The organism is Exiguobacterium sp. SH0S7, from assembly GCF_004337195.1.
Taxonomy (GTDB): Bacteria; Bacillota; Bacilli; order Exiguobacteriales; family Exiguobacteriaceae; genus Exiguobacterium; species Exiguobacterium aurantiacum_A.
Window position 1 is genome coordinate 148,724 of the sequence record NZ_SJVA01000002.1, and the last position, 27,000, is coordinate 175,723.

A 27,000-nucleotide genomic window follows, 5' to 3' on the forward strand; every position below is an offset into this window, starting at 1 on the left:
GTTTCTCCTTATTCCCCAAAGATAGCTACCCGTTCGATTTGAGGTAACCGTTCCAGTTCCGCTAATACATCTTTTGGCATCGGTTCATCCATTTCAATCGCCATCAAGGCTTGCTTGCCTTTTTCATGACGGCTCACTTCCATATGCCCGATGTTCAGTTCGTGCTTGGCGAGTATGCCCGTCACGGCCGCGATCGCCCCGAAGCGATCGTGATGCAAGACGACGAGTGCCGGTCCACCGCCGGAAAGCTTGAGCGGGAATCCGTTCAATTCGGTGATTTCAATCGTGCCACCGCCAATCGAGATCCCAACGATCTCAAACATCCCCTCCGCGTCCTCGAGATGAACCCGGGCCGTGTTCGGATGATCCGTGAGCGCGTCGCTCGTCTCAAAGACGACTTTGATTCCCCGCTCTTTCGCGATGTCGAGCGCTTGCGGGATGCGAAGATCGAACGTATCGAATCCCATGATGCCTCCGACGATGGCGACGTCTGTCCCGTGACCTCGATACGTGTCGGCGAACGACCCGTAAAACGTGATCCGCGCGAGGTCCGGCGTTCGGCCGAACAGTTTGCCGGCCATAAGACCGATGCGTGCGGCTCCGGCCGTATGCGAACTCGATGGTCCGACCATGACCGGTCCGATAATATCAAACACACTGCGATATTTCATCGCATTTCCCCCTTTCAAAAAAACCCTACCTTCATTATACAGAAGGCAGGGCTGAGATACAGCTTATTCCACACTAAAAATGTAGGAGTAGAGCGGTTGTTTACCGTCATGAACTTCGATTTCAATCTCATCGTTCTTCGATTCGATGTAAGCCGAGAGTGCTGCGACGTCTTCCGCCGACGAACCTTCGCCCGTCAAGATCGTGACAATCTCATCATCCGCGTCTACGAGTGCATCTACGAGCGCTTTTGCCGCTTCTAGACTCGATTTTGATGATGCGACGATTTTCTTCTCGGCAATCGCCATATGATCATCTTTACGAATCTCGACACCGTCGATACTCGTGTCACGGACAGCGTAAGTCACTTGTCCTGACTTGACTGTAGTTGCGGCCGTCTTCATGACCGACTCGTTCGTCTCGACATCCGCTTCAGGATTGAACGCGATGGCAGCCGCTAGTCCTTGTGGTACCGTCTTCGTCGGAATGACCGAGACGCCGCAAGGTGCGACCGATGCCGCTTGCTCAGCGGCCATGATGATGTTCGAGTTGTTCGGGAAGATGAAGACGTGCTCGGCGTTCGCCGCTTCAATCGCTTTGACGATGTCTTCCGTAGACGGGTTCATCGTCTGCCCGCCTTCGATGACATGTGCGGCACCGAGCGAACGGAACAGTTCACTGACACCTTCACCCATGGCGACAGTGACGATCGCGTAAGGCACTTTCGCTTTGACGGCAGTCGCCTGAACGCCGTGCTGGTTGGCACCGTGCTCTTCTTCAAGAATCGTCGAATGCTGTTGACGCATGTTCTCGATCTTGACCGCGACAAGCTCACCAAAACGTTGTCCTTTCGTGATGACGTCGCCCGGCGTCTCGACGTGAACGTGGACTTTGAGCAACTCTTCGTCGGCGACGACAAGGAGCGAGTCGCCGAGTTCAGACAGCTCGTTACGGAACACGTCCTCATCGAACGGAGTCTGTTTCAACTTTTCGTCTTGGAAACGGACCATGATCTCCGTGCAATATCCAAATTCGATATCTTCCGTCGACATGAAACCTTGCGCAGCATGGTGTTCTGCCTCAACGAGGGCATCCATGACCGGTGCGTGCGGCTTCTCGAGCTCTTTCCCTTCAAGGCTCGCGAGGAACCCTTCATAGATGACGAGGAGACCTTGACCGCCTGAGTCGACGACACCGACTTCTTTTAAGACCGGCAACAAATCAGGTGTCCGCTCGAGCGAAGCTTTCGCTTCCGTGATCACTTGCTCCATGAACTCATTGAAGTCGCTCGTCGACTCAGAGGCACGGAGCGCTTCGTCGGCCGCTTCACGAGCAACCGTCAAAATCGTTCCTTCAACCGGTTTCATAACCGCCTTGTATGCCGTGTCGACGCCACGTTTGAGTGCCTCGGCAAAGTCGAGTGTCGACAATTCTGTCTTTCCTTCGATCGATTTACCGAAACCACGGAATAATTGGCTTAAAATAACACCCGAATTCCCACGGGCCCCCATAAGTAGGCCGCGGGCAAACTTCGATGACACGTCAGCGATGTTCGCCGTATCGAGTGCGGCCACTTCCTTCGCACCTGAAGTCATCGTCAAATTCATGTTCGTTCCCGTGTCGCCGTCTGGGACCGGGAAGACGTTAAGCGAATCCACGTAATCTGCATTTTGGCTCAAGTTGGCTGCACCGTTTGCGACCATTTGCGCAAACACCAATCCATCTAAACGTTTTAACCCCACACCAAATCCTCCTTCGTTCTCGTCAGTCATTCGTCAGACGAACGCCTTGTACGAATATATTTACCGACGAAACGTTTAATCCTAAAGTTTCACCGAGCGTGTATTTCACACGACTTTGCACGTTGTACGCGACTTCTGACACTTTCGTCCCGTAGCTCACGATGATGTGCATATCGATATGTACGTCTTCTCCATCTTGACGTACGACAACGCCACGCGCATAGTTCTCACGTTTGAGCAGTTCTGCGATCCCGTCTTTCAGTTGAGCTTGTGACGCCATTCCTACGACGCCGAAACATTCCATCGCCGCACCGCCCGCGAGTGTCGCGACCACGTCGTTCGTGATATCAATATTGCCATATGTTGTCTTCATTTCAATTGCCATATGGAGTAGCCTCCTTTATTCGGAATGATTCCTACAGTATATTCTACAATAAGTACCTAGTTATTAAAAGGACATGCCCCTAAACTCGGTCAATTGTAACCGCAACCCTCATTCATTATTAAAATCCTCATCCGTAATGTCAAGTTTTTTTCTTGTCATCCGGTTATTTTCTAGTTGCATCGTGAAAAAACCCATGCTAATATAAACGAGTGTCTATTAGGACGAACCCACATAAAAAAGGAGGGGAAACGCATGGCACGTAAATGCTACGTAACAGGTAAGTCACCTAAGTCAGGTAACAACCGTTCGCACGCACTCAACAAGACAAAACGTACTTGGGGTGTAAACGTACAAAAAGTTCGCATTCTCGTTGACGGTAAACCTAAACGAGTTTGGGTTTCAGCTCGCGCTCTTAAATCAGGTCTCGTTGAACGCGTATAATTACCATACACGAACGAAATAAATCCCAGCGGCATACGCCGATGGGATTTTTTTGTTTACTTCTTTATATACATAATCAAGACGTTGCCACTGTGAACGAGCAAGTCCGCCTCTTCTGCCGACCACTCGTTTGAAATCGTCAGCGCCTCATAGCTGACGACGTCATGGTTCTCGAGCGGGTACTTGACGCCACGAATCGAGACCGAGGCCCGTTTCCAAGGTACGAGCGACAAGTAATGGTCAGGACGACGCGGGAGACGATAGTCCCCTTTTCCGACGAGACGGACTTCTTGCCCGTCTGCGAACAACCGCATCTCGGGGTACGCCTCGAGCAGACCGACGTTACTGAGCGTCATATCGAGCCTGCCCCCGAGTGCACCGTACACGTCGATCACGTCCGCTCCTTTCCCTCGTGCCGCCTCGAGGGCGATCTCAAGGTCGGTCACGTCTTTTTCAGACGGATAACGGACAGCTTCCTCCGGCACGGTGCCTGTGAACGAATCAAAGTCACCGACGAGCAGGTCCGGCTTCATCCCACGGTCGAGCAGCGTATGATAGCCGCCGTCGACACCGATGACGTAATCGGCGTTCCGAGGAAGATCAGGGACCGCTTCCGGGCTCGCAGCCACAATCAAGACGCGCATTATCTGATGTCCCGTGTCGCGAGCGTCGCGAAGCGCGGCGCCGACGTGAACAAGAGCACGATCACGACCGCCGAGACGAGGAACGACGGCAACATATACGTCAAGTTATAGCCGAGCGAGTACAAGACGACCGGTCCTTCCGCATACTCGGCGAAGAAGACAATGCCGGAGACGACGTGCGCAACGTAGCGGAGCGCCGAGCCGATCAACGCCCCGAGAATCAAATAGAACGTGAGCGTTTTCTTGGCGCCGTCTTTTGCCGACTGTTTGACTTGACCGGCGAAGATGCCGGCGACTCCGACGAGGCCGTAGGCGACCGTATAGTCGAGTAAAAATTGGACCGGCGTGAAGATATAGGCCCCAAATAACAGTTGTAGCGTCCCGACGAGCGCGCCCGTCGCGAGTCCGCCTCTCAATCCGTGGCGATACGCCATCACGAGAATCGGTAGCATCGCCAAGCTGACTGCTCCGCCTTGCGGCAACCGATATGGGATGAGCATGTCAAAGATCAGTCCGAGTGAGGCGAACAGCGAGATTTCAATGAGCGCCTGTAGTTTTAAACGTTGTTTCATCTTATTCCCTCCTTGATATGAGTGAACGACAAAAAGCAGCATGACGTAAACGCCATGCTGCTATCGTGTAGCAACGTGCATTTTCGCCACATCCCTACGTCCGTGTGAACGGAACAGGTTCAAAGGGTTAGCTCATGCCTCTCAGCCACAGATGTGACACCCCTTGCGACAATATTTGTTGTTCTATAGATGATTATACACGAGACGCGTTGCGAATGCTATCGATTGCGTCTTTATAGCTCGGTTCGTTATAGATGGCTGAACCGGCAACGAGGACGTCGGCACCTGCGTCGATACAAAGTTTTGCCGTCGCAGGATTTACCCCGCCATCGATCTCGATCTCGAAGTCGAGACGACGCGCTTGGCGCATCTCGCTGAGCGCCGCGATCTTCGGGACGACCGCTTCGATGAACGCTTGGCCGCCAAAGCCAGGGTTCACGGTCATGAGCAACACCATATCGACATCACCGAGCACGTGCTCGATTGATGACAACGGCGTATGTGGGTTCAAGACGACACCACACTTGGCGCCGGCTCCTTTGATTTGTTGCAATACGCGATGCAAATGGTTTGTCGCCTCGACATGGACCGTGACGATATCGGCGCCTGCTTGAACGAAGTCCTCGACGAACCGTTCCGGTTGGTCGATCATCAAATGGACGTCTAATACTATGTCCGACTTGTCACGCAAACTTTTGAGTACCGGCAGTCCAATCGAGATGTTCGGCACGAACTGACCGTCCATGACGTCAAAATGAATGTAATCGGCCCCTGCTTCTTGGACCGCTTTGACCTCTGCCTCAAGGTTGGCAAAATCGGCCGACAGGATCGATGGTGCGATTTTAATCATGTTAGTACCTCCGTTGTCTATCTTTTAATTCCTCCATAAACGTAACATAGTTCGCATAGCGGGTGGAAGCGATTTCTCCGGCCTCGACCGCCGCTTTGACGGCACAACCCGGCTCGTTCAAATGGGCGCAACCACGGAATTTACAGTCATCGTGCCGCAAGACGAATTCAGGGAAACACCAACGCATCTCCTCGACTTCAAGTTCTTCCGGGAACTCAAGACTCGAGAATCCAGGTGTATCGGCGACGAACCCGTCCGCGAGTGTGATGAGCGTGACGTGACGCGTCGTATGCTTCCCGCGGCCAAGCGCTTTCGAAATCTTACCAGTCGCGAGTTCGAGCTCCGGTGCGACCGCGTTCAGCAACGAACTCTTCCCGACGCCGGTCTGTCCGGCGAACACGCTCGTCTTGTCTTTGAACGCGCTGCGGATGAGCTCGATTCCAGCTCCGTCTTCGGTCGACGTCTCAATGACTTGATAGCCGATCGAACGGTATAGCGCTGCCGCCGCACTAATTTTTTCTTTTTCAGCTTCTAGCAACAAGTCCATCTTCGTCAACACGATGATTGGGTGAACTTGCTTCGATTCGATCAAAATGAGAAAGCGGTCAAGCAAATGAAACGAGAACGCCGGCTCTTTCACGGAAAAGAGCAGAAACGCCTGATCGATGTTGGCGATCGGCGGACGGACGAGATGGTTCGACCGCTCATCGACAGCCATGATGTAGCCGGTCCCGTCCCCTTGGTCTTGAATATCGACGTCGTCCCCGACGACGGGCGAAATGTTTCGGTTCCGGAAGTTTCCCCGGGCGCGACATCTGATTTCAACTTTCGTTTCGGTCATGACATCATAAAATCCACCTTGCAAGCGAATAATCGTTCCTTTCATCCTGTTTCCTCCTTAGAAAAGAGGTGACGCGCACGCCACCTCTTCATTGTGAATCTTTTGCTTGTGCGTATGTCACCGTATCGGTCCGAACGACTTCACCCTCGACTTCAATCGTCGCGGTACCGACTTCGTCCGGAGCAATGACGAGCGTATAGGAATACGTCGTCGTTTCTGTGATCATATCACGCAACACTTCGATCTCACCACGGGCATCGACGGTACGAATGACGACTTCGACCGGTTCCGCCTCGTCACCCTCTGCCGGCGGTTCGATTTCGACGTCCACTTCCCGCTCGATTGAGATGTCGGTCGGCTCGACTCCTTGTGAGACGATGACCGTCAGTTCCGTTCCCGGATCGACCGCCGTCCCTGACGTCGGCAGTTGACGAATGATTTGATTCGCTGGGATACTCGTCGAATACTCATCGCGTTTCACGATTTTCAAGTTGTTTTGCTCGGCATAAGTTGACGCTTCTTCGAACGTATAGCCCGTCAAATTAGCAAGCTCGATTTTATTGCTGCCGGTCGAGACAACGAGCGTGACCGTCTCTTCCGACGCGATGACTTCTTCACCTGGCGTGATCGATTGCGAAATCACATCTCCGCTGTCGACCGTTTCGGACGCTTCGGATTGGATTTCAATATCTGTGAAATCAAGATCTTTCAACGTTCGTTCCGCTGCTGTTTGGGACACCCCCTCGACGTCAGGCATCTCGACCGTCTCTTTCCCAGCGGACACGACGATGGTGACGACCGTTCCGCGCTTCGGCTTCCGCCCAGGTTGAGGATTCTGCGAAATCACGTCGCCTTCAGACACGTTGTCACTCACCCGGTCCGTCGTCTCAACGACAAATCCGGATGCTTCTAGTTCAGTCGTCGCATCACCGACGCTCATGCCGACGACATCAGGCACGACGGCACGTGACATTTCATCTGCAACCACATACGCCGCCACTCCGCCACCGATCAATAGAAGAACGAGAACTAGCCAGAGCCACCACTTCTTTTTCTTTTGTTTCTTCGGCGTCGCTGATTCCGGCTCGACTGCAGCTACAGGCTGCTTGACGACTTCTTTCGGTTCTTCCGGAACGACAGGCGCCATGACGAGCGTCTGATCAAACTCGTCTTGTTCTGTCGGCCTCCGTTTCGGTTCGTCCGCGCGGTCTGGGCTGAGCGACGTCAAGCAGTCTTTTTTAAAAGCAGCGACCGAGGCATGCCGTGCCCCTGGCGATTTGGCGAGCGCCTGCATAATACAGTTCTCAAGCGCTTGTGAAATTTTAGGGTTCAAGTCGAGCGGTCGGATCGGATCATCTTGCAAATGTTGCAACGCGACCGCGACAGGTGTCTCACCGATGAACGGGACTCGTCCTGTCACAAGTTCGTACAGCACCGCACCGAGCGAATAAATGTCTGACTTCTCATCAGCAAACTTGCCACGCGCTTGTTCCGGAGAGAAATAGTGGACCGACCCGAGGACTGACATCGTATGGGTCAGCGTCGCGTTCGACATGGCCACGGCAATCCCGAAATCGGTCACTTTGACGTTCCCGTTTTGGTCGATCATCATGTTTTGCGGTTTGATATCCCGATGAATGATGCGATGGGCATGGGCATGATCGATCGCATCACAAATCTGTCCCATGATCCGCAACGATTCCTCGATTGATATGTACTCTTCCTGTAAATATTGTTTGAGCGTCATACCATCGACATGTTCCATGACGATGTAATAAATGTCTTGTTCATCTCCGACGTCATAAATGGCGACGATGTTTGGATGGTTCAGACTGGTTGCCGCATGGGCTTCTCGTTCGAACCGGCGTATAAATTGTTCGTTATGCGAGAATTCAGATCGTAACACCTTAATGGCGACGGTTCGGTTTAAAATCTCATCGTGAGCCCGGTAGACATTTGCCATGCCGCCGCTACCGATTTGTTGTTCGATCCGATAACGATCGTTGATTCGTTCTCCACTTCGCATCGGATTCATCCTCTCTTTCTATCTGTAAATTGGACGAGCGCCACAGTGATGTTGTCGCTCCCACCCAATCGGTTGGCTTGATCGATCAACATGTCCGCCTTAGCGTCCGCAGAGATGGGACGAGTTAAGGCGTGTTTGATAGCTTCATCTGTCAGGTGAGTCGTCAAGCCATCCGTACAGATTAAAATCGTGTCGAACTCGGGTTCGGCAAACACTTGCAGATCAGGTTCGACGTGCTCTTTTGAGCCGATCGCACGGGTGATAATATTTCGTTTCGGGTGGATCCGCATTTCTTCTTCTGTCAATTCCCCAAGTTGTTTTAGCACGTTGACGTAAGAATGGTCTTCCGTCAATTGTTGGAGTGTACCGCCACGAAGGGCGTAGACGCGGCTATCTCCGACGTGTACGATGACAATCGTTTCGTCATGCCAACAGACGCCAGCGATGGTCGTCCCCATCATGACGAGATTAGATTGCTTCGCGAATTCAAGCACTTGCTCATTTGCCAGCTCCACGTTGTCACGGAACCAAGTCTCCATCGCTAACGGTGTGGCCGGAAGCGTCGGAAAAGCGCGACGAAACTGCTCGATGACGAGCTGACTAGCGACCTCTCCTGCTTCATGCCCCCCCATGCCGTCGGCCACGAGGGCGATCCCGGCATGCTCGTCTCCTAAAATCAAGACGGCATCCTCGTTTTGAGCCCTCACCTGCCCACGGTCGGTTCGGTATGCTAATTCCATCTTCCTGATTACCTCGTTTCTTGTTCGCGCTCCTTCGCTCGAAGCTGCCCACAAGCCGCATCGATATCCGAACCTTGTTCGCGACGAATCGTCACGTTCACTTTTCGATCTTTGAGCACTTTTTCAAAGGCAAAAATTTGATTACGTGGCGTGCGCACATAGTCGCGCTCAAGCACATGGTTGACTGGAATCAAGTTGACGTGGCATTTGACGCCTTTCAACAAGTCGGCAAGCTTGTGTGCATCTTCTTCTGTATCATTGACGCCACCGAACAAACCGTATTCAAACGTGATACGACGTCCACTCTTCTCCGTGTAATAGTTGACGGCTTCCATCAACTTGTCCAAGTTATAGGCACGGTTGATCGGCATGAGACGTGTCCGAATCTCCGTCGACGCCGCATGAAGCGAGATCGCAAAGTTAATGCGCATCCCTTCGTCGGCGAACTTGTAGATTTTCGGCACGATTCCGCTTGTAGAGACGGTGATATGGCGTGAACCGATGTTCAACCCGTCATCGTGGTTGACCGTACGCAAGAAGCGCATCAATTCGTCATAGTTATCGAACGGTTCGCCGATTCCCATGACGACGATCGAGTCGACACGTTCGCCGCTCACGTCAAGCGCGCGCTGGACGTCGAGGACCTGGGCCGTGATTTCCCCAGCTTCGAGGTTACGTTTCAAACCGCCGAGCGTCGAGGCACAGAACGTGCAGCCGATGCGGCAGCCGACTTGAGTCGTGACACAGACCGAGTTGCCGTATTCGTGGCGCATGAGTACCGTCTCGATCGAGTAGCCGTCTTGGAGCTCGAACAAGAACTTGATCGTGCCGTCTTGCGATTCCTGACGGACGAGTTCTTTTAACGTCGTCAACTGGAACGAAGCATCGAGTTTTTCACGAAGCGGTTTCGACAAGTTCGTCATATCATCGAATGACGTCACACGTTTGACATACATCCAGTCATATAACTGTTTCGCGCGAAACGACTTTTCTCCTGCATCGATGAGCCATTGTTCGAGTTCAGGGTATGTGAGCGAATATAAAGACGGCTTGGCGCCGACTAATGGGTTTTTTTCAACTGCTTTTGGATTCATGTTTATACCTCTTTCTTAAATGCGGCGATGTAGAAGCCGTCAGTTCCGAACGTTGTCGGAAGTAGTTTGAGTTCGGCGCGGTCCGATGACACCATCGGACGTAACACTTCAGGAAGACGATCTCGGAGTGTTTCATCCCACGTCAATCCGTTCGACAATATATAGTCGGCCTGCCGTTCATTTTCAGACGGGTCGATTGTACATGTCGAGTACACTAGCGTACCACCTTGCTTCAGTAGTGGCAAGACAGCGTCGATAATTTCACGTTGGATGATCGGCAGTCCAGAAAGGGATTCTTTGTCCTTCGTCCATTTAATATCTGGCTTGCGGCGAATGACACCTAGACCCGAGCACGGGACATCGAGCAAGATGCGGTCAAAGCTCTCGCGTTCGAACTCATCTCCGGCGTCTCGGGCATCGAGGGCTAGTGCGGTCACTCCATCGATTTGCAATCGCTTCACTTGTCGTTCGATCAGTTTTGCCTTATGAGGGTGAAGGTCGAGCGCCACGAGCGTCCCGCCGTCCATCCGTTCGGCGGTGTGCATCGCTTTGCCGCCTGGCGCGGCACACGCGTCGAGCACGCGTTCGGTCTTCTCGGCACTGAGCGCGTCGGCGACGATCATCGAGCTCTCATCTTGAATCGACAAAAGTCCTGCGTCGATAAACGGCGTCGTATGAACGTTTCCGGACTCGATGACGAGACCGTCTGACGATAGCTCAGAACGTGACGCTTGTACGCCTGACTCGGCGAGGCGTTCGATCATATCGTCGACCGTGATTTGTTTGCGGTTGACGCGAACTGTCACCGGGGCCGGCTCGTTGTTCAACTTGCACATCGCCTCGGTCGCCTCAATCCCGTACGTGTTGACCCAATCCGCGACGAGCCAGTCGGGATGACTGTGCTCGATCGCAATCCGTTCGGCGTCAGGGAGCCCGCTCAAATCTGGGAACCCGTCACGGGTGACGTTGCGCAACACGCCGTTGACGAACTTGCCGATGCCGGAGTGCCCACGTTTTTTGGCGATCTCGACCGCCTCGTGTAAGACGGCCCGGTCCGGCACTTTGTCTAAATAGAACAGTTGATACACGCTCATCCGAAGGAGCGGTAAGACGAAACTGTCCAGTTTTTTCGGGTTTTGGACACGCTTCTCCAATATATAATCAAGCGTCCGCTTCCGCCCGAGTGTTCCGTAGACGAGCTCTGTGTAAAGTCCCACGTCTTTTGAAGCTAGCTTTTTTTGGTTTAATAAATCGTTGACCGCGATCGTCGAATAGGCTCCGCCTTGTTCGATTTTGATCAGCGTATCAAGCGCTGCTTGTCTTACGTTCATGTCACCCTCCTAATTGGTCGCCCACTTGCAGCTTTTGTCCGGCACCGCGCATGAACGTGGCACCGTCCATCCGTTTTTTTCCGGCCGGCTGTAACTCTGTCACTTTGATGGCGACGTCATCTCCAGTCGCGACCACAAACCCATCCTCTTCAAGCCGGACGATTGTGCCCGCCTCACCGCTCCCGCTCGTCTTCTCGCTCGCGAACACTTTCACCCGCTCACCCGCGATCAATGTATACGCCGTCGGGAACGGGTTCATGCCACGAATGTGGTTGAAAATCGATGCGCCCGGCTGTGACCAGTCCAGCTGTTCGCGGTCCCGGCTAATGTTCGGTGCGAACGTGACGTCACGTTCGTCTTGCGGTACCGCTTCGATCCAGCCTTCTAAAAAGGCTGGCAACGTCTTGATCAACAGATCAGACCCCGCGACGGCAAGTTTGTCGAACAGCGTACCGACCGTGTCTGTCTCTTCGATCGGGACGATCGTGTTCGCGATCATGTCACCTGCATCCAATTTATCGACCATGTACATGATTGTGACGCCCGTTTCTGTCTCTCCGTCCAAAATTGCTTGATGGATCGGTGCGCCCCCCCGGTATTTTGGAAGGAGCGAGGCGTGTACGTTGATCGCGCCATATGTCGGCGCCTCTAACAGTTCACTCGGCACGATTTGCCCGTAAGCCGCCGTCACAATCAAATCCGGTTCAAGCGCCAAAATATCCTCATAATCGGTGCGAACTTTGATCGGCTGCAATACCGGGATATTATGACGGAGCGCACACTCTTTGACCGGTGTCGGTTTGAGCTCACGCTTGCGGCCGACCGGTTTGTCCGGCTGAGAGACAACACCTACGACATTGTATCCTTCTTCGAGCAAGCGCTCAAGTACGGATACGGCAAACGCCGGTGTACCCATGAAGACGATCCGCTTGTCGGTTCCTGGCTTAGGAACGGCGAGTTTATCGGTGAATAGGACACCGTCTAAATGGTCGATCTCGTGTTGGATGGCGCGCGCGAAGAAGCCGCTTGCTTTCACTTCTTGAAAGCGCCCTTTCATGTCTTGCGTCTTGACGACGATCGACTCATGTCGTTCGACGAATCCGAACTCACCCGGGATGCTCAAGCACCCTTCTAATCCGACGGCTTTGCCTGCGGTCGAAATGATCTCTGGATTGATCAATACGAGCGGACCTGTTTCGTCGTCAGTATGGACGACGGCAAGGCGCTGGTTCAAATTGACTTGCGGCGCGGCCACACCGACGCCATCATACTCATACATCGTGTCAAACAGCCGGTCGACCGTCTGGCGCAACTTCTTGTCAAACTTTGTCACCGGGTCACAGTTGACCCGCAAAATCTCATTTGGAATTTCGACTACTTTATACATTTCGTTCCACCTCACATGAAGACGTATGGATTTACATCTATACTCAATTGATATTCTTTTTTGCTGATCGCTTTCGCCCGCGCTTGTTGCAACATGGCGAGAACGGGATATAACGCTTCCGGTTGTTTCGTCTTGATGAACAGCTGGTAGCGATACAAGTTTTTAAGTTTCGATAACGGTGCCGGCATCGGTCCGTTCAGCCGGGACTGCTCGACGTGCGCTGCCGCGAAATCGGCGGCGAACAGGTCGGCCTCGGCTTGCGCGACGAGCGGATTTTCAGCCGCGAACGTGACGAGCGTCACGTACCAGTAAGGCGGATGGTTGCCGACTTGTCTGAGTTTCATCTCGCGCTCGAAAAACGACTCATAATCATGCCCACTCGCTGTCTCGATGACATAATGGTCCGGATTGTAAGTCTGGACGTACGCCTCACCCGGTAAACTACCACGCCCGGCTCGTCCGGCGACTTGGGTGACGAGTTGGAACGTCCGTTCGGTCGCTCGAAAGTCGGGCATGCCGAGCGTCGCATCGGCTGCGAGCACGCCGACGAGCGTGACGTTCGGAAAATCGAGCCCTTTGGCAATCATCTGGGTACCGAGCAGGATGTCGGCCTCGCCGTCCTCAAACCGTTTCAACAGCTGTTCGTGTGACCCTTTCCGCGACGTCGTATCCTGGTCCATGCGGATGATCCGTGCTTCCGGGATTCGGTTCAACAGCTCGGTCTCGATCTTTTGCGTGCCGGTGCCGAACTGTTTGATCTTTTTACTGTCGCACGTCGGGCATTTCGACGGCATCCCGATCTCATAGCCACAATAGTGGCATTTGAGCCGGTCGCCGTGCTGATGATACGTCAAGTTGACGGCGCAATGCGGGCAGGTCAGCCCTTCCCCGCAATCACGGCACATGACGAACGTCGTGAACCCGCGGCGATTGAGCAAGATGACACATTGTTCTTTCTTCGCAATCCGGTCGTTGATGGCCAGAAATAAGTCTTCTGAAAACATCGTCGTGTTCCCTTTCGCGAGCTCGCGGCGCATATCGACAATATGGACGGGCGGCATCTTGCCACCGTAGCGTTCACTCAAATGCAAATAGCGATAGACGCCTTTTTGAGCGCGGGCGAATGACTCGAGCGACGGTGTCGCGCTTCCGAGCACGACCGGACAACCGTGATGACGCGCGCGCCAAATTGCGACATCGCGCGCATGATAACGTGGATTTTCTTCTTGTTTATACGTCGTCTCATGCTCTTCGTCTAAGATGAGCAGGCCGATGTGTTCGAGCGGAGCGAAAATGGCCGATCGGGCGCCGACGACGACGTCGACTTCCCGTCGCTTGATTTTCCGCCACTCATCGTATTTCTCGCCTTGCGACAAGGCGCTATGGAGTACGGCGACGCGGTCGCCAAAACGGCGTTTGAACCGTTTGACCATCATCGGTGTCAAGCTGATCTCTGGGACGAGCAAGACGGCTTGCTTCCCGTCATCGACGACTTGGCCGATCGACTCGAGATACACTTCGGTCTTTCCGCTTCCCGTCACGCCGTGGAGCAACAACGTCTCACCGGCTTCGGCCTCGCGAATCGCGCGCACCGCTTCCGCTTGACTGTCGTTCAGTTTGACATCATCGATTACTTGTTCGATCGAAGCATACGGGTCTCGATTCAATTCGACTTCGGTCACTTTGACAGCACCGAGCGTCTCGAGCTTTTGCAGCTGGGGCCGCGTCAATCCGATTTGACGGAGCGACGACCAGTACATACGAGGCACGTCTTCAAGTAGCCGGACCGCCTCGAGCTGTTTTTTGGCACGCGCCGGGACGACGCTCGCATCCTTCAACTCGATCAACAAGTCGGTTTTGACCGTTCGTTTCTCTTTAAGCACCGGTGAAAGCGACAAGTCCCCTTTTTTGGCCATGGCCAAAATCAGCGACTGAACTTCTTTTGGATACTCGGACAAGTGTGTGCCGGCCCGAACGCCTTCAGGAAGTGACTCCCCTTTGATCGCTTTATCGTAACTGACTTTCAGCGCTGCCGGCAGCATGGCGAGAAGTGCCGATGAGCGGAAGCAAAGCGTCGTCTGTTTCACGTGCATCGACAGTTCGAGCAACTCTTCGGTCAAAGACGACTCTTCGTCAAGAAGTGCTTCGAGCGGTTTTAACCCTTCGCGTGTTCCGTCCGATACCCCTGTCACGATGCCGAGTAACCGTCTCGATCCGAACGGTACCGATACGCGCATACCTGGCTCGATCAACGACTCGAACTGGACCGGGACCTCATAGTCAAACGGTCGGTCGATCGTGATGACCGGAGCATCGACGTGGACGTGGGCAATCATCGTAAACCTTCCTTAAAGTAGGCGAGCAACTCGTGGGCGAGACGTTGTTTACTCTGCCGCGGCAGACGGACAAATGAGCCATCCGCTCGGAATAAGACGACTTCGTTGTCGTCAGACCGGAAACCGATGTCTCGCTTCGACACGTCATTCGCGACCAAGAAGTCGACGTTTTTACGCTCGAGTTTAGCCCGGGCATGGTCTTCAAGCTGCTCTGTCTCGGCAGCGAATCCGACGAGGAGCTGATGCGTCTTCTTCGTTCCAAGCTCTTTTAAAATATCGGTCGTCTCCTCGAGCTCAATCGTCAACGGGCCGTGGACTTTTTTATGTTTCTCGGTGTGGACCGTCTTCGGACGATAGTCTGCGACCGCCGCCGACTTGATGACGATGTCTTGCGTCGCAAATCGCTCGAGCACGGTCTCGAGCATCTGTTGTCCCGACTCGACCGCGATCGCGGTCACCCCGTCTGGGACCGGGACTTGGAGCGGGCCGTGGACGAGCGTCACGTTCGCGCCCATATCTCGCGCCGCCTCAGCAAGGGCGACTCCCATCTTCCCGGATGAATCGTTGGATAAAAACCGGACCGGATCGATACGTTCGACCGTCGGACCAGCCGTGATCAAGACGTGCTTTTCAAGCAAGTGTTTCGGGACGAACTGGCTCGCGATGATGCGGACGAGATCTTCCGGTTCGGGCAGACGTCCGCCGCCAATCCAGCCGCAGGCCAGATTGCCGACACCCGGCTCGATGATTTGATAGCCGTATGATTTGAGCGTCTCGATATTTCGGCGGGTCGCCGGATGTTCGAGCATGTTGACGTTCATCGCCGGAGATACGATGACGGGACATTTCGCTGCTAAGATCGAGGTCGTGATGAAGTCGTCGGCGATGCCGTTAGCAAGTTTAGCGATGATATTCGCCGTCGCCGGGGCGACGACGATTAAATCACTCGTATCAACGACATCGATGTGGGCGATCTTCGTCGGGTCGTGCTCTTCGAACACGTCCGAATAGATCGGATTGCGACTGAGTGCTTGAAACGTCGCTTTTCCGACGAACTGCTCAGCCGATGCTGTCATCGCCACGCGGACGTTCGCGCCTGCTTGAACGAGTTTTGACGTGAGTGCGCACGCCTTATATGCAGCGATACCGCCGCTCACACAAAGCAAGATGTTCCGGTCGTTCACCATTCACATTTCTCCCCTTTATAGACAATGAGACCCAAGTCGTATCCGACTTGGGTCACACTTCATCCGTTGTTCTTTTCGTTCACGATGATTGTCGTGTCACCCGAGAATATTTCTTCTAGCGCTTGACCGACCGGTTTATACGATTTTGGCGCAGCGATTTTTGGTGCTTTTCCGTCTTGGATCTGACGGGCACGCTTGGCGGCCACCGTCACGATTGTGTATTTCGACGGGATGATACGTTGTAAGGCATCAATCGAAGGGTATAACATTAAATGACCTCCATCATAGCTTTTTTATAGAGAGACGCGACACGTTCACGTTTACAATGCTCGGCCGTCACGATCGCTTTGATCCGGTCGATCGCTTTATCGACTTCGTCGTTTGTGACGACGTAATCGTAAGCATCCATCAACTCGATTTCTTCACGGGCGACGAGCAAGCGTTGCTTGATGACTTCTTCCGATTCAGTGCCTCGACCGACTAAACGGTTTCGAAGTTCTTGCAGACTCGGCGGTGCGAGGAATAAAAAGACGGCTTCTGGGAAGCGTTCCTTTACTTGGAAAGCTCCTTGGACTTCAATCTCTAAAATGACGTCCTTGCCACTTTCAAGCGTCTCGCGCACCCATTCGACCGGTGTCCCATAATAGTTGCCGACGAATTCTGCATGCTCAAGCAGTTGATCGTGTTCAATCATGTCTTCAAATTGCTCTCTCGTCTTAAAGAAGTAATGCACTCCCTCAACTTCGCCTTCACGTGGTTTTCGAGTCGTTGCCGACACCGAATACTGAAGGTTGTTGTCCGCCTCTTCACGGAGCACTCGGCAAACAGTACCTTTGCCGACACCGCTTGGACCAGATAAGACGATTAATAATCCTCGTTCTTTAAAATTCAATGCAAGCCCTCCATCTTCTAACATCACATTACATTATAATAGCAGTCCTTTAATTGTTACGGCAAGAAGAAGTTCGGATTTCCTACTTCATCGTACCATATTTTCTGTGAATCTGATAACGTAGAGACAGAAAAAGGACAAAGGTGATGAGACTAATGGCATATGATGGATTAATGACATATCGTGTCGTAAAAGAACTACAACCGCTCGTTGGCGGTCGAATCAATAAAGTGCATCAACCGTATGCGCTCGACTTGATGATTCAAGTCAGATCGAACCGACAAAGCGTCTCGTTGCTCGTTTCAGCGAACGCGATGTATGCGCGACTTCAATTGACGGACACCCCGATCAAGAACCCGCAAGAGCCTCCGATGTTTTGTATGATGCTGCGGAAGCATATCGAGGGCGGCTTTATCACAGCGATCGAACAAGTCGGCCGCGACCGCGTCATCGTTTTCTCAATCAGATCGCGTAACGAGCTCGGTGATGAAGAAAACAAACGCGTCTATGTCGAACTGATGGGGCGTCACTCGAACGTCGTCTTGACGAACGAGGACGGCAAGATTTTAGACGCGATCAAACACCTTCCTCCGTCTCAAAACACGTATCGGACGATCATGCCAGGCAGCGAGTACATCTTGCCGCCGGCGCAAGAAAAGTCCGATCCGTTGACGGAACGGGAAGCCGGATTGAAACGAATCGATTGGAACGCAGGTATGCTCGATAAGCAGCTCGTCGCTCACTTTTCTGGGATGAGCCCGCAGATCGCTCAAGAGATTATGCATCGGGCCAAGACGCCGAACCGTACGAACTTAGAGGCGGCGTTTGACAGCGTGATGGCGGATCTTGACGGCGCTTATGTATTCCAACAGCTCGCCTCCGGGAAGGAACGGTTCAGTCCGATCGCGCTCACGTCAGGCGATATCGTTTCTGAAGAACGCTACGACTCGAGCCGGGAAGTGCTCGACCGCTTTTACTATGAGAAGGCGAACCGTGACCGGGTCAAGCAGCAAGCCCATGACGTCGAGCGTCTGCTCAAGTCAGAGCTCGAGCGCAACCAATTAAAACGGAAACGCCTGCTCGAGGATATGAAAGCGACGGAACGATCGGACGAGCTCCAAAAATACGGTGAGCTGTTGACGACGTATTTGTTCCAGCTCGAGAAAGGGATGAAAGTCGCCCACGTCGTCGACTATTATGACGAGGACGGCGCCATGATCGATATCCCGCTCGATCCGCTTAAAACACCGAACGAGAACGCGCAACGTTACTATAAGAAATACAACAAACTAAAAGTCGCCAAAATCGAGGTACAAAAGCAAATTGAACTGAACGAGACCGAAATCAGCTATTTAGAGACGCTCGTCGCCCAACTCGACGTCGCCGCGCCGCGCGATATCGTCGAGATTCGCGAAGAGCTGGCCGAAGGCGGGTACATCCGACAAAAACGTCAGAAGAAGAAACAAACGGCCAAAGTCGCGCTCGAAGGCTACACATCTTCGACCGGTATCGAGTTTTACGTCGGTAAAAACAATACGCAAAACGACCACTTGACGTTCAAGTTCGCGCGTCGCGACGAAATTTGGCTTCATGTGAAAGATATCCCCGGTTCACACGTCATCATCCGGTCGACCGAACCGGACGAGACGACGCTCCTCGAAGCAGCGACCGTCGCCGCCTACTTCTCGAAGGCACGTGCCTCGAGCGGGGTGCCGGTCGACTATACGAAAGCCCGTTACGTGAAAAAACCGAGCGGCGCCAAGCCGGGATTCGTCATCTACACCGATCAGCAGACGGTATATGTGACTCCGGACGAGCAGCTCGTCAAATCGCTTAAACAATGAACAAAGGCCACGTCATGCGACGTGGCCTTTGTTCATTTCGGATTATGTTTGAACGCCTCGAGCTGTTCATGATAGTCGAGCAGATGTCCGTGTAAAATTTCAGAAACAGATAAGTCTTCATGCTTCAATTGGAAGAGCGAGTACGGTTTGTCACACGTGTAGAGAATATCGTGATGGTGGGCGAGCAAGAATAAAAACTCGGACTCGAACGCGTGACGTTCGTCCTCGGTCATCATGAGTAACGCTTCCCGGTGCTCAGCGAGACTCTCGAGCAGCAAGACCAATTTATCCTCTAAATGAATCAATAACCGATATTGCTTGATCGTCAAATGCTTCAACTTAACCTTCGTCATTTGCATATCCTCTTGCAACATCATATGGAGCTCTTGATGGCCGAGGATACGGGCGCGCGTCTCGAGCAGTTCTGCCGGGGAGCCGATCAGTTCGCGCCAATGATGGAACATATACGCCGACGTCTTCCGAATCTCGCCGAGCAGACGCTCTTCATAACGCGGTGGCATGAACGCATAGTTGACGCCGAGCGAGACGAACACACCGACCGCCGTCAATAGCGAACGCGTCCACGCGTAGTGGAAAAAGTCGGTCGTCGGGTTTTCAAGCATGAGCACAATCGCGAACGCGGCATACGTCGACATGTGCGTCTTATCGAACGTCGTGTTGAGCGTGAGCGCGACGATGACGGCAAGACCTATCGAAATCGGGTTCACCCCGAACGCATAGACAATCAACAAGCCGCACATGAGGCCGACGATCGTACCGAATATACGGCTAAAGACGATTTTCGACGACCGTTTGACGGTCGGTTGCATCGCGACGACGGCGGCGATGGCACCCATCCCCGAATAAATGCCGAAGACGTACCATGACAAGGCAATCGTGATGGCGACGGCGATCCCGGTCTTAAACGTTCGCAGTCCGACTTTAGGAATGTAGCGTTTGTTGATCATTTCAGTTCGACCTTCCCTGTCTCAGAAATCAGTTCCACGTTCGGACGATTCGAGTTCGAAAGATGGTACACACCGTTGCTAATTTCTTTAAAGCGCTCAGCCGCCGCGATGTTTCCTGTTGTCGTGACGGTTACTTGTCCGGTCGCGTTTCGCGGCTCATACGTGAGCGCCCCGGCCTCTGTCTGGACGGTCAGCGCTTGGTTGACGACGACGTCACGGATTGTCGCGTCCCGATACGACCGGATGTCGCCAGTGACGACACGAACCGTCTCAAACGTGGCATCGCTTTTCGTCTCGACTCGAAGCCGGTCGCTTTCAAGTTTCTTCAGATTGACCGCGTTGGCATCGAGAACGATGGTTTTCGCGACTAGGCCTTGTCCGGTCACTTGCTCAGCCGTCACTTCGATCGATGTCATCGAACTTGGCAACGCGACCCGGATTTTATAACGGGACGGCTCCGCGCTTGCCCGACTCCCGAACTGGCTCATCGGTCCATACCGTTCGACGACGGAAATCGTGTCCCCGACCGACTTCACTTTAATGCGACGTTCTTTCGAATTCGTCTGCAGTACTTCGATCTGAACTTTTTCGTTCGTACTCCGGAAAAATTCAACATTCCCATGCGTTGTCTCAAGCCGAAGCTTTTTCATCTGGTAACGGTCCTCATACTTGTCCCCTAGCGCCAACATGTGGCTGAATACGAATAAATTCACGAAAAATAATAAAGGTAACACCGTGAGGACGAGACCGAATGCGATTTTGCGATGTTTAGGGATGTTTTGAAACCGTACTTTCAATGACTGTCCTTTAATTCTAGAATACGCCATAGTTCTCTCCTTTTTCGACTGCTTTCCCTATTCTAACACGTTCAGTATCACATGTTACCAAATGAAAAAGAATCCGCCCGGAGGTGGATTCTTCAGCATGTCACTTGTTTGCTCCAAACGGTTGGGCTTTCTTGCCAAGCTGTGAGCGAGATTGCTTCGTTCTCAGAAATCACGTCTTGATTCCGAGCAACTTCAATCAGTTCAGCGAACGTCGTCAGTGACGAGGCGGTCAAGTTCGCATCGGTCAAATTTACGCTCAAGCTGTCTAAGCCGTATGAGAAAACGGCTTGAATCAAAACGACTTCGCCTCCGGCCGCTCGAATCGCCTGAGCCGCTTCGATGCTCGATTTTCCAGTCGAGAGCAGGTCTTCGATGACGACGACGCGCGCTCCTTTGTCGAATCGCCCTTCAATCTGGTTGCCTTTCCCATGCCCTTTCGCACTCGACCGGACGTAGACGAGCGGTAGACCGAGTCGGTCGGCTAAAAGCGTCGCATGGGGAATCCCGGCCGTCGCCGTTCCCGCGATGACGTCGGCGTCGAGCGGACGGACGGCGTCGACAAGTGCATCGATAATCTGTGAACGCACTTCTGGATAACTGAGCGTCAGTCGGTTATCACAATAAATCGGGCTTCTTAACCCGCTCGACCATGTGTACGGTTCATTCGGTGATAAGGTGACGGCTTCAATCGATAATAATGCCTCAGCGATTTGTCTCATACGTTTGGCTCCATTCCTTCATAAAGTATTCGTAAGCTGCGTTCGGGTCGGCTGCCCGGGTGATCGGGCGCCCGACGACGATAGCTGACACACCGGCGTCAAAAGCGGCTTGCGGTGTCGCGACCCGGACTTGATCGTCTGTCGTTTCGTTGATTCGGATGCCGGGCGTCACCGTCAAAAACTGTGAACCGAGCGCTTGTCGAATCGCGCGGGCTTCGTGAACGGACGCGACGACCCCGTCGAGTCCTGCCCGTTTGGCAAGTCCCGCTTGGCGCAAGACGGCCTGCTCGAGACTTCCTTCAATTCCGAGTTGTTCTGACAGCATCCGCTCGTCGGTCGATGTCAGTTGGGTCACCCCGATCAATGTGGTCGTCTCGTTCACGTCACGCAATCCATCCAATGCGTAGCGCATCATCGTCTCGCCGCCGAGCGTGTGAACGTTCGTCATTTCGACGCCGAGCCGGCCGATTTGGCGGAGCGTCCGCCTTGCCGTCTCCGGGATGTCATGAACTTTGACGTCTAGAAAGACCGGGTAACCGCTCGCGACGAGTTCTTCGACGAACCGTCCACCTTCACGGTAGAACAGTTCCATGCCGACTTTGACGGCCGGGCGTTGGTCAATTTTTTTCAAGAGTGAAAACGCTTCGTCACGTGTTTCGACATCAAGCGCGAGATACAACCTGTTCATACGCCTTCCCCCTAACGTCTAAAATATGATCGATGCCGAGTTCATCGAGCCGGCCTGGCAACGCTTCGATGATTTCCTGGCATACGTATGGGTTTTCAAAATTGGCAGTCCCGACCGCGACCGCCGATGCACCCGCATAGATAAATTCGAGCACGTCGTCGACCGTCCGCACACCGCCCATGCCGATAATCGGGATATTGACCGCTTGGGCGACTTCGTACACCATCCGGATGGCGACCGGCTTGATGGCCGGACCGGATAATCCGCCGATTCGGTTCGCTAAGATCGGTTGACCGGTCGCAATGTCAATCCTCATGCCGACGAGCGTATTGATCATCGTGATGCCGTCGGCGCCGGCCGCTTCGACCGCACGTGCCATCTCCGTGATTGACGTGACGTTCGGGGATAGTTTGACGTATACCGGTTTCGTCGACGCCGCCTTGACGAGGCGCGTCAGTTCGGCCGCCATCAAAGGATCGGTCCCGAACTGCATGCCGCCACACTTCACGTTCGGGCACGAGATGTTCAGCTCGAGTGCTTTCACGCACGGGTCGGCGCTCATTTTCCGCGCGACGTGGATGTATTCTTCTGGGGTCGAACCCGCCACGTTGGCAATAATTTCAGTGTCAAACTTGGCGAGGAATGCCAACTTGTCTTCAACAATCGCGTCGACACCCGGATTTTGTAATCCAATCGCATTCAACATTCCTTGCGCCGTCTCGGCGACACGCGGTGTCTCGTTCCCGAACCGTGCCTCCCCGGTCGCCGCTTTGATCATGATGCCCCCGAGGATCGACAAGTCGTACAGCTTGGCGAACTCTTCGCCGAATCCAAAACAACCGGATGCCGGCATGATCGGATTTTTTAACGATAAGCCGGGTAGTTCGATGTGTAATCTCATAGCGTCACCTCTTCTGCCCGAAATACCGGTCCGTCACTGCACACTTTCACGTAACCGTCCGGCGCTTTGCACACACAGGCGAAGCACGCCCCGATGCCGCAACCCATCCGGTTCTCGATCGAGATGTAGCGCTCTTCGATATGCGACGCGGCGACCGCTTTTAACATCGGTTCCGGACCACAGCTGAACAAGACGTCGGCGTCGATTCTAGCGAGCGGCCCGGTCACGAAGCCTGCCTCTCCATACGTTCCGTCGACCGTTGTGATGATCGTCTCGCCGAGTTCGCGGAACTCGTCTTCATAAAATACACTCGCTTCTGAATCAAACCCGAGAATCGCCACCGTTTCGATTCCGCGCGCGGCGAGCATCCGGCGCGTGTAATAGAGTGGCGGCACCCCGATCCCCCCGCCGACGAGAACGACGCGCTTGCCGTCTTTTGCGAGCGGGAACCCGTTACCGAGCGGACCGAGGACGTCAAGTTCGTCCCCGGCTCGTCTCGTCGCGAGTTCAGCCGTCCCGGTCCCGACCACTTTGTACAGAAACGTGACGACGTCTGCTTCGACGTTTGCGACCGACAGTGGCCGGCGCAACAGTTCGGACGTCTTCACATGGAAAAACGTCCCCGGTGCGATTGTTGCATCACCGATTCGCACTTTCATTTCCATTGTCGCTTTCGCGATCTCCCGGTTCGATAAGATGGTCGCCCGTTGTCTCATACAGTCACCCTGAATTCGGTGAACGCCGGCAGGCTCGTCGTCTGGAACGATAGGCTCTCGATGACTTGCAAGAGCGCCTTCACCGTGTCGAGCGACGTCAAGCAGAGCACACCTTGCTCGGCCGCGGCCCGGCGGATAATGAATCCGTCTTTTGTCGCTAAGGCGTCGCGTGTCGTCGTATTCAAGACGATGTCGACATCGCCCCGCTCGATGACGCTCAGCATCGTCTCACCCGCTTCATGGATCTTCCCGACTTGTCGGACCGGCAACTTGGCTGCCGTAAGTGCCGTCGCCGTGCCTGACGTCGCCATCAGGCGGAAGCCGAGCCGGTTGAAGCGACGGGCGATGTCGAGCGCTTCATCTTTGTCTTGATCGGCGACCGTCAACAAGACGTTTCCTTTCAAGGCGATCGTCATCCCGGCAGCGACGAGTCCTTTATAGAGTGCTTTTTCAAGCGTTCGGTCCGTCGCCATGACTTCACCCGTCGATTTCATCTCTGGCCCGAGTGACGGGTCGACTTCTTTTAGTTTCGCGAAACTGAACACCGGTACTTTGACCGAGATGGCGTCAGATTCTGGGTGCAAGCCCGTTCCGAGTCCGAGCTGCTTCAACGTCGTCCCGAGAATCGTCTGCGTCGCGATGCGTGCGACCGGAAGTCCCGTCACTTTCGAGATGAACGGCACCGTCCGGCTCGCCCGTGGGTTGACTTCGATGACGTACAAGTCGTCCGCATAGACGAACTGAATGTTGAGCAACCCTTTGATGCGGAACGCTTTGGCGAGTTTGATCGTGTAATCGACGACTTTTTGTTTTAACGCCTCGCTCAGCCGTTGCGGCGGATAGACGGCGATCGAATCGCCAGAGTGGACCCCGGCCCGTTCGATATGTTCCATGATGCCCGGGATGTAGACGTCCGTCCCGTCGCAGATGGCGTCGACTTCGATTTCGATCCCGGTCAAGTAGCGGTCGATGAGGACGGGACGATCTTTCGAGGCGACGACGGCGTGGCGCATATACCGCTCGAGCTCCGAACGCTCATAGACGATCTCCATCGCCCGGCCGCCGAGGACATACGATGGGCGGACGAGTACGGGATAGCCGAGCATGTCGGCACAAGCGACCGCTTCCTCGACCGTGACCGCGGTCTTGCCCGGTGGTTGGGCGAGCCGTTCTTTCGTGAGCGTCGCCTCGAACGCTTTCCGGTTTTCGGCCCGGTCGATGTCTTCAAGTGACGTCCCGAGAATTTGGACGCCGTTCGCTTCGAGCGAGGCGGCCAAATTGATTGCCGTCTGCCCGCCGAACTGGACGATGACCCCGAGCGGTCGTTCATTGCGAACGACTTCTAATACGTCTTCTGTCGTGAGCGGTTCAAAGTAGAGACGGTCTGAGATCGAGAAGTCGGTCGATACCGTCTCCGGGTTGTTGTTGACGATGATCGCCTCATATCCGGCGTCACGGATCGTTTGGATCGAATGGACGGTCGCGTAGTCGAACTCGACGCCTTGCCCGATCCGGATCGGGCCTGAACCGAGTACGAGGATGGACGGTTTATCCGTTTTCACCGCTTCGTTCTCGACTTCGTACGTGCCGTAAAAGTACGGCGTCTCCGAGGCGAACTCGGCGGCACACGTGTCGACCATCTTATACACTGGCCGAACGTTCCACTCATCGCGTAACGACGCGATCGTCTCGACGGCTTGGTCCGTGATGCGGGCGATCATGCGATCACTGAACCCACGTTGCTTCACTTCGCGCAACCGTTCCTCTGTCAACGGCTCGTTGCGCAGTACTTCTTCCTCACGCCAAATCCGATCGAGTTTTGATAAGAAGAACCGGTCGATTTTCGTCAAGCCGTGAAGCTGTTCTGTCGAGTAGCCGCGGCGAAGCGCTTCGTACAGCATCCACAACCGTTCGTCGGTCGGTGTCGTCAGTTCTCGTTCCAGTTGTTCAGCCGTCAATTCGGAAAGGCGTGGTACGTATAAGTCTTCCGTACCGAGTTCGAGCGAACGGACGGCTTTCAAGAGCGTTTCTTCTAAACTCCGACCGATGGCCATGACTTCGCCCGTCGCTTTCATTTGTGTGCCGAGACGACGGTCCGCGGTCTCGAACTTGTCGAACGGGAAGCGCGGGATTTTAGCGACGACGTAGTCGAGCGCCGGCTCGAACGAGGCGTAACTCGTCTCCGTCACCGGGTTTTTTAGTTCCGACAACTTGTAGCCGACCGCGACTTTCGCGGCGAGCTTGGCGATCGGGTATCCCGTCGCTTTTGAGGCGAGAGCCGAACTCCGCGAGACGCGTGGGTTGACCTCGATCACGTAGTACGTGAAGCTGTCCGGGTCGAGCGCGAACTGGATGTTACATCCGCCTTCGATGCCGAGCGCCCGGATGATGTCGAGCGAGACGCTGCGGAGCATTTGATAATCACGATCAGACAACGTCTGGGTCGGGGCGAACACGATCGAGTCACCGGTATGGACACCGACCGGATCGAAGTTTTCCATGGCGCAGACGATGATGGCCTGGTCGCTCGAGTCGCGCATCACTTCATATTCGACTTCTTTCATGCCGGCAATCGACTCTTCAAGCAGCACTTGCGTCACCGGACTCGCCTTGAGTCCCGATTCGACAATCTGCTCGAACTGTTCCCGGTCGTGGGCGATTCCCCCACCGGTTCCGCCGAGCGTATAAGCTGGACGAATAATGATCGGATAGCCGATCCGGTCAGCGAAGCTCCAGGCGGCGTCGAGTGAATGGACGATATCGCTGTCTGGGACGCCGTGACCGAGCTTGTACATGAGGTCGCGGAACTGTTCCCGGTCTTCTGCCTGCTCAATCGCCGACAATTTCGTTCCGAGCAGTTCGACGCCGCAGTCGCGGAGCACGCCGCGTTTATCGAGCTCGACCGCCAAGTTCAGTCCGGTCTGCCCCCCGAGTGTCGCGAGAAGCGCGTCCGGACGTTCTTGACGGATGATCCGCTCCACGAACTCCGGTTCGAGTGGTTCGATATAGACGCGGTCCGCCGTCGATGGGTCAGTCATAATCGTCGCCGGGTTCGAGTTGACGAGGATGACTTCGTAGCCCTCTTCTTTTAAGGCAAGACACGCCTGGGTACCAGCATAGTCAAATTCTGCCGCTTGTCCGATGACGATCGGGCCGGATCCGATCACAAGGATTTTCTGAATATCTGGTCGTTTTGGCAT

At 54.1% G+C, this 27,000-nt stretch carries 25 protein-coding genes, 1 pseudogene and 1 riboswitch; of the genes and pseudogenes, 2 read left to right on the top strand and 24 right to left on the bottom strand.

The window, feature by feature from the left end; all coding sequences use genetic code 11:
* Positions 1–8: 8 nt before the first annotated feature.
* From sdaAB to EVJ22_RS04490, 3 genes are all read right to left on the bottom strand, one after another.
* Positions 9–671, bottom strand: a complete 663-nt coding sequence (sdaAB, locus tag EVJ22_RS04480; RefSeq protein WP_131443366.1) for an L-serine ammonia-lyase, iron-sulfur-dependent subunit beta — start codon at positions 669–671, stop codon at positions 9–11.
* A gap of 63 nt (positions 672–734) precedes the next feature.
* Positions 735–2,411: a DAK2 domain-containing protein gene (locus EVJ22_RS04485; RefSeq protein WP_199749308.1), complete on the bottom strand. Its 1,677-nt coding sequence runs from the start codon at positions 2,409–2,411 to the stop codon at positions 735–737.
* A 22-nt stretch (positions 2,412–2,433) separates the two neighbouring features.
* Positions 2,434–2,796 carry an Asp23/Gls24 family envelope stress response protein gene (locus tag EVJ22_RS04490; RefSeq protein WP_016509701.1) on the bottom strand — a complete coding sequence of 121 codons (363 nt, stop codon included), beginning with the start codon at positions 2,794–2,796 and terminating at the stop codon, positions 2,434–2,436.
* 252 nt (positions 2,797–3,048) lie between these two features.
* Between EVJ22_RS04490 and rpmB the strand changes: the two genes are divergently transcribed.
* Positions 3,049–3,237: a 50S ribosomal protein L28 gene (gene rpmB / locus EVJ22_RS04495; protein ID WP_015881349.1), complete on the top strand. Its 189-nt coding sequence runs from the start codon at positions 3,049–3,051 to the stop codon at positions 3,235–3,237.
* Between the two features lie 56 nt (positions 3,238–3,293).
* On the opposite strand, the gene EVJ22_RS04500 is transcribed toward rpmB, so the two are convergent.
* The 14 genes and pseudogenes from EVJ22_RS04500 to gmk form a co-directional block, all read right to left on the bottom strand.
* On the bottom strand, positions 3,294–3,881 hold the full coding sequence (locus EVJ22_RS04500; protein ID WP_071399580.1) for a thiamine diphosphokinase: 588 nt from the start codon (positions 3,879–3,881) through the stop codon (positions 3,294–3,296).
* The gene (thiT, locus tag EVJ22_RS04505) at positions 3,881–4,453 is read right to left on the bottom strand and encodes an energy-coupled thiamine transporter ThiT (protein WP_070327524.1); all 573 of its coding nucleotides are present in this window, start codon (positions 4,451–4,453) and stop codon (positions 3,881–3,883) included. The genes EVJ22_RS04500 and thiT overlap by 1 nt, the downstream gene beginning before the upstream one ends.
* Positions 4,454–4,527: 74 nt before the next feature.
* Positions 4,528–4,627: riboswitch (TPP riboswitch) on the bottom strand.
* A 19-nt stretch (positions 4,628–4,646) separates the two neighbouring features.
* Positions 4,647–5,303, bottom strand: a complete 657-nt coding sequence (rpe, locus tag EVJ22_RS04510) for a ribulose-phosphate 3-epimerase (RefSeq protein ID WP_131443368.1) — start codon at positions 5,301–5,303, stop codon at positions 4,647–4,649.
* Between the two features lies 1 nt (position 5,304).
* Complete coding sequence (gene rsgA, locus EVJ22_RS04515; protein ID WP_070327526.1) at positions 5,305–6,189, bottom strand: ribosome small subunit-dependent GTPase A; 885 nt, start codon at positions 6,187–6,189, stop codon at positions 5,305–5,307.
* A gap of 43 nt (positions 6,190–6,232) precedes the next feature.
* Positions 6,233–8,170 carry a Stk1 family PASTA domain-containing Ser/Thr kinase gene (pknB, locus tag EVJ22_RS04520; RefSeq protein WP_131443370.1) on the bottom strand — a complete coding sequence of 646 codons (1,938 nt, stop codon included), beginning with the start codon at positions 8,168–8,170 and terminating at the stop codon, positions 6,233–6,235.
* A 5-nt stretch (positions 8,171–8,175) separates the two neighbouring features.
* Positions 8,176–8,910: a Stp1/IreP family PP2C-type Ser/Thr phosphatase gene (locus tag EVJ22_RS04525; protein ID WP_071399578.1), complete on the bottom strand. Its 735-nt coding sequence runs from the start codon at positions 8,908–8,910 to the stop codon at positions 8,176–8,178.
* Positions 8,911–8,918: 8 nt separating this feature from the next.
* Complete coding sequence (gene rlmN, locus EVJ22_RS04530; protein WP_071399577.1) at positions 8,919–10,004, bottom strand: dual-specificity RNA methyltransferase RlmN; 1,086 nt, start codon at positions 10,002–10,004, stop codon at positions 8,919–8,921.
* Positions 10,005–10,006: 2 nt separating this feature from the next.
* Positions 10,007–11,335: a 16S rRNA (cytosine(967)-C(5))-methyltransferase RsmB gene (gene rsmB, locus EVJ22_RS04535; protein ID WP_131443371.1), complete on the bottom strand. Its 1,329-nt coding sequence runs from the start codon at positions 11,333–11,335 to the stop codon at positions 10,007–10,009.
* Position 11,336: 1 nt separating this feature from the next.
* On the bottom strand, positions 11,337–12,260 hold the full coding sequence (gene fmt / locus EVJ22_RS04540; RefSeq protein ID WP_255569974.1) for a methionyl-tRNA formyltransferase: 924 nt from the start codon (positions 12,258–12,260) through the stop codon (positions 11,337–11,339).
* 33 nt (positions 12,261–12,293) lie between these two features.
* Positions 12,294–12,722: pseudogene (gene def, locus EVJ22_RS15620) on the bottom strand (peptide deformylase); the annotation flags it as partial.
* Positions 12,723–12,733: 11 nt separating this feature from the next.
* On the bottom strand, positions 12,734–15,058 hold the full coding sequence (gene priA, locus EVJ22_RS04545) for a primosomal protein N' (protein ID WP_071399575.1): 2,325 nt from the start codon (positions 15,056–15,058) through the stop codon (positions 12,734–12,736).
* On the bottom strand, positions 15,055–16,245 hold the full coding sequence (gene coaBC / locus EVJ22_RS04550; protein ID WP_071399574.1) for a bifunctional phosphopantothenoylcysteine decarboxylase/phosphopantothenate--cysteine ligase CoaBC: 1,191 nt from the start codon (positions 16,243–16,245) through the stop codon (positions 15,055–15,057). The genes priA and coaBC overlap by 4 nt, the downstream gene beginning before the upstream one ends.
* Before the next feature lie 59 nt (positions 16,246–16,304).
* Positions 16,305–16,514, bottom strand: coding sequence for a DNA-directed RNA polymerase subunit omega (gene rpoZ, locus EVJ22_RS04555; protein WP_070327533.1), 210 nt, complete (start codon positions 16,512–16,514; stop codon positions 16,305–16,307).
* Entirely contained in the window at positions 16,514–17,161 is a 648-nt protein-coding gene (gmk, locus tag EVJ22_RS04560; protein WP_070327534.1) for a guanylate kinase, read from the bottom strand. Before gmk ends, rpoZ begins: the two co-directional genes overlap by 1 nt.
* A 131-nt stretch (positions 17,162–17,292) precedes the next feature.
* Here gmk and EVJ22_RS04565 point away from each other — a divergent pair, with 131 nt between their 5' ends.
* Complete coding sequence (locus EVJ22_RS04565) at positions 17,293–18,981, top strand: Rqc2 family fibronectin-binding protein (RefSeq protein ID WP_131443373.1); 1,689 nt, start codon at positions 17,293–17,295, stop codon at positions 18,979–18,981.
* A 32-nt stretch (positions 18,982–19,013) separates the two neighbouring features.
* Here the strand turns inward: EVJ22_RS04565 and EVJ22_RS04570 are convergent, their stop codons facing one another.
* The 7 genes from EVJ22_RS04570 to carB form a co-directional block, all read right to left on the bottom strand.
* Positions 19,014–19,949, bottom strand: a complete 936-nt coding sequence (locus EVJ22_RS04570) for an FUSC family protein (protein WP_131443375.1) — start codon at positions 19,947–19,949, stop codon at positions 19,014–19,016.
* Positions 19,946–20,776 carry a DUF4097 family beta strand repeat-containing protein gene (locus EVJ22_RS04575; RefSeq protein WP_131443377.1) on the bottom strand — a complete coding sequence of 277 codons (831 nt, stop codon included), beginning with the start codon at positions 20,774–20,776 and terminating at the stop codon, positions 19,946–19,948. Before EVJ22_RS04575 ends, EVJ22_RS04570 begins: the two co-directional genes overlap by 4 nt.
* Positions 20,777–20,868: 92 nt before the next feature.
* A complete protein-coding gene (gene pyrE, locus EVJ22_RS04580) occupies positions 20,869–21,495 on the bottom strand; it encodes an orotate phosphoribosyltransferase (RefSeq protein ID WP_131443379.1) in 627 nt (208 codons plus the stop codon).
* Positions 21,479–22,183, bottom strand: a complete 705-nt coding sequence (gene pyrF / locus EVJ22_RS04585) for an orotidine-5'-phosphate decarboxylase (protein ID WP_131443381.1) — start codon at positions 22,181–22,183, stop codon at positions 21,479–21,481. Before pyrF ends, pyrE begins: the two co-directional genes overlap by 17 nt.
* Complete coding sequence (locus tag EVJ22_RS04590) at positions 22,158–23,084, bottom strand: dihydroorotate dehydrogenase (protein WP_071399570.1); 927 nt, start codon at positions 23,082–23,084, stop codon at positions 22,158–22,160. The genes pyrF and EVJ22_RS04590 overlap by 26 nt, the downstream gene beginning before the upstream one ends.
* The gene (locus tag EVJ22_RS04595; RefSeq protein WP_131443383.1) at positions 23,081–23,800 is read right to left on the bottom strand and encodes a dihydroorotate dehydrogenase electron transfer subunit; all 720 of its coding nucleotides are present in this window, start codon (positions 23,798–23,800) and stop codon (positions 23,081–23,083) included. Before EVJ22_RS04595 ends, EVJ22_RS04590 begins: the two co-directional genes overlap by 4 nt.
* A complete protein-coding gene (gene carB, locus EVJ22_RS04600) occupies positions 23,797–27,000 on the bottom strand; it encodes a carbamoyl-phosphate synthase large subunit (RefSeq protein ID WP_131443385.1) in 3,204 nt (1,067 codons plus the stop codon). The genes EVJ22_RS04595 and carB overlap by 4 nt, the downstream gene beginning before the upstream one ends.

What these genes read in the sequence shown, in the direction of transcription:
- EVJ22_RS04490 (WP_016509701.1), bottom strand. Translation starts at nt 2,796, where the DNA reads ATGGCAATTGAAATGAAGACAACATATGGCAATATTGATATCACGAAC.
- EVJ22_RS04500 (WP_071399580.1), bottom strand. Translation starts at nt 3,881, where the DNA reads ATGCGCGTCTTGATTGTGGCTGCGAGCCCGGAAGCGGTCCCTGATCTT.
- rpmB (WP_015881349.1), top strand. Translation starts at nt 3,049, where the DNA reads ATGGCACGTAAATGCTACGTAACAGGTAAGTCACCTAAGTCAGGTAAC.
- EVJ22_RS04590 (WP_071399570.1), bottom strand. Translation starts at nt 23,084, where the DNA reads ATGAGATTACACATCGAACTACCCGGCTTATCGTTAAAAAATCCGATC.
- gmk (WP_070327534.1), bottom strand. Translation starts at nt 17,161, where the DNA reads ATGTTAGAAGATGGAGGGCTTGCATTGAATTTTAAAGAACGAGGATTA.
- rsmB (WP_131443371.1), bottom strand. Translation starts at nt 11,335, where the DNA reads ATGAACGTAAGACAAGCAGCGCTTGATACGCTGATCAAAATCGAACAA.
- carB (WP_131443385.1), bottom strand. Translation starts at nt 27,000, where the DNA reads ATGCCAAAACGACCAGATATTCAGAAAATCCTTGTGATCGGATCCGGC.
- coaBC (WP_071399574.1), bottom strand. Translation starts at nt 16,245, where the DNA reads ATGGTGAACGACCGGAACATCTTGCTTTGTGTGAGCGGCGGTATCGCT.
- EVJ22_RS04575 (WP_131443377.1), bottom strand. Translation starts at nt 20,776, where the DNA reads ATGGCGTATTCTAGAATTAAAGGACAGTCATTGAAAGTACGGTTTCAA.
- EVJ22_RS04570 (WP_131443375.1), bottom strand. Translation starts at nt 19,949, where the DNA reads ATGATCAACAAACGCTACATTCCTAAAGTCGGACTGCGAACGTTTAAG.
- rlmN (WP_071399577.1), bottom strand. Translation starts at nt 10,004, where the DNA reads ATGAATCCAAAAGCAGTTGAAAAAAACCCATTAGTCGGCGCCAAGCCG.
- EVJ22_RS04525 (WP_071399578.1), bottom strand. Translation starts at nt 8,910, where the DNA reads ATGGAATTAGCATACCGAACCGACCGTGGGCAGGTGAGGGCTCAAAAC.
- thiT (WP_070327524.1), bottom strand. Translation starts at nt 4,453, where the DNA reads ATGAAACAACGTTTAAAACTACAGGCGCTCATTGAAATCTCGCTGTTC.
- pknB (WP_131443370.1), bottom strand. Translation starts at nt 8,170, where the DNA reads ATGCGAAGTGGAGAACGAATCAACGATCGTTATCGGATCGAACAACAA.
- EVJ22_RS04565 (WP_131443373.1), top strand. Translation starts at nt 17,293, where the DNA reads ATGGCATATGATGGATTAATGACATATCGTGTCGTAAAAGAACTACAA.
- rsgA (WP_070327526.1), bottom strand. Translation starts at nt 6,189, where the DNA reads ATGAAAGGAACGATTATTCGCTTGCAAGGTGGATTTTATGATGTCATG.
- sdaAB (WP_131443366.1), bottom strand. Translation starts at nt 671, where the DNA reads ATGAAATATCGCAGTGTGTTTGATATTATCGGACCGGTCATGGTCGGA.
- rpe (WP_131443368.1), bottom strand. Translation starts at nt 5,303, where the DNA reads ATGATTAAAATCGCACCATCGATCCTGTCGGCCGATTTTGCCAACCTT.
- rpoZ (WP_070327533.1), bottom strand. Translation starts at nt 16,514, where the DNA reads ATGTTATACCCTTCGATTGATGCCTTACAACGTATCATCCCGTCGAAA.
- pyrE (WP_131443379.1), bottom strand. Translation starts at nt 21,495, where the DNA reads ATGAGACAAATCGCTGAGGCATTATTATCGATTGAAGCCGTCACCTTA.
- EVJ22_RS04595 (WP_131443383.1), bottom strand. Translation starts at nt 23,800, where the DNA reads ATGAGACAACGGGCGACCATCTTATCGAACCGGGAGATCGCGAAAGCG.
- priA (WP_071399575.1), bottom strand. Translation starts at nt 15,058, where the DNA reads ATGATTGCCCACGTCCACGTCGATGCTCCGGTCATCACGATCGACCGA.
- pyrF (WP_131443381.1), bottom strand. Translation starts at nt 22,183, where the DNA reads ATGAACAGGTTGTATCTCGCGCTTGATGTCGAAACACGTGACGAAGCG.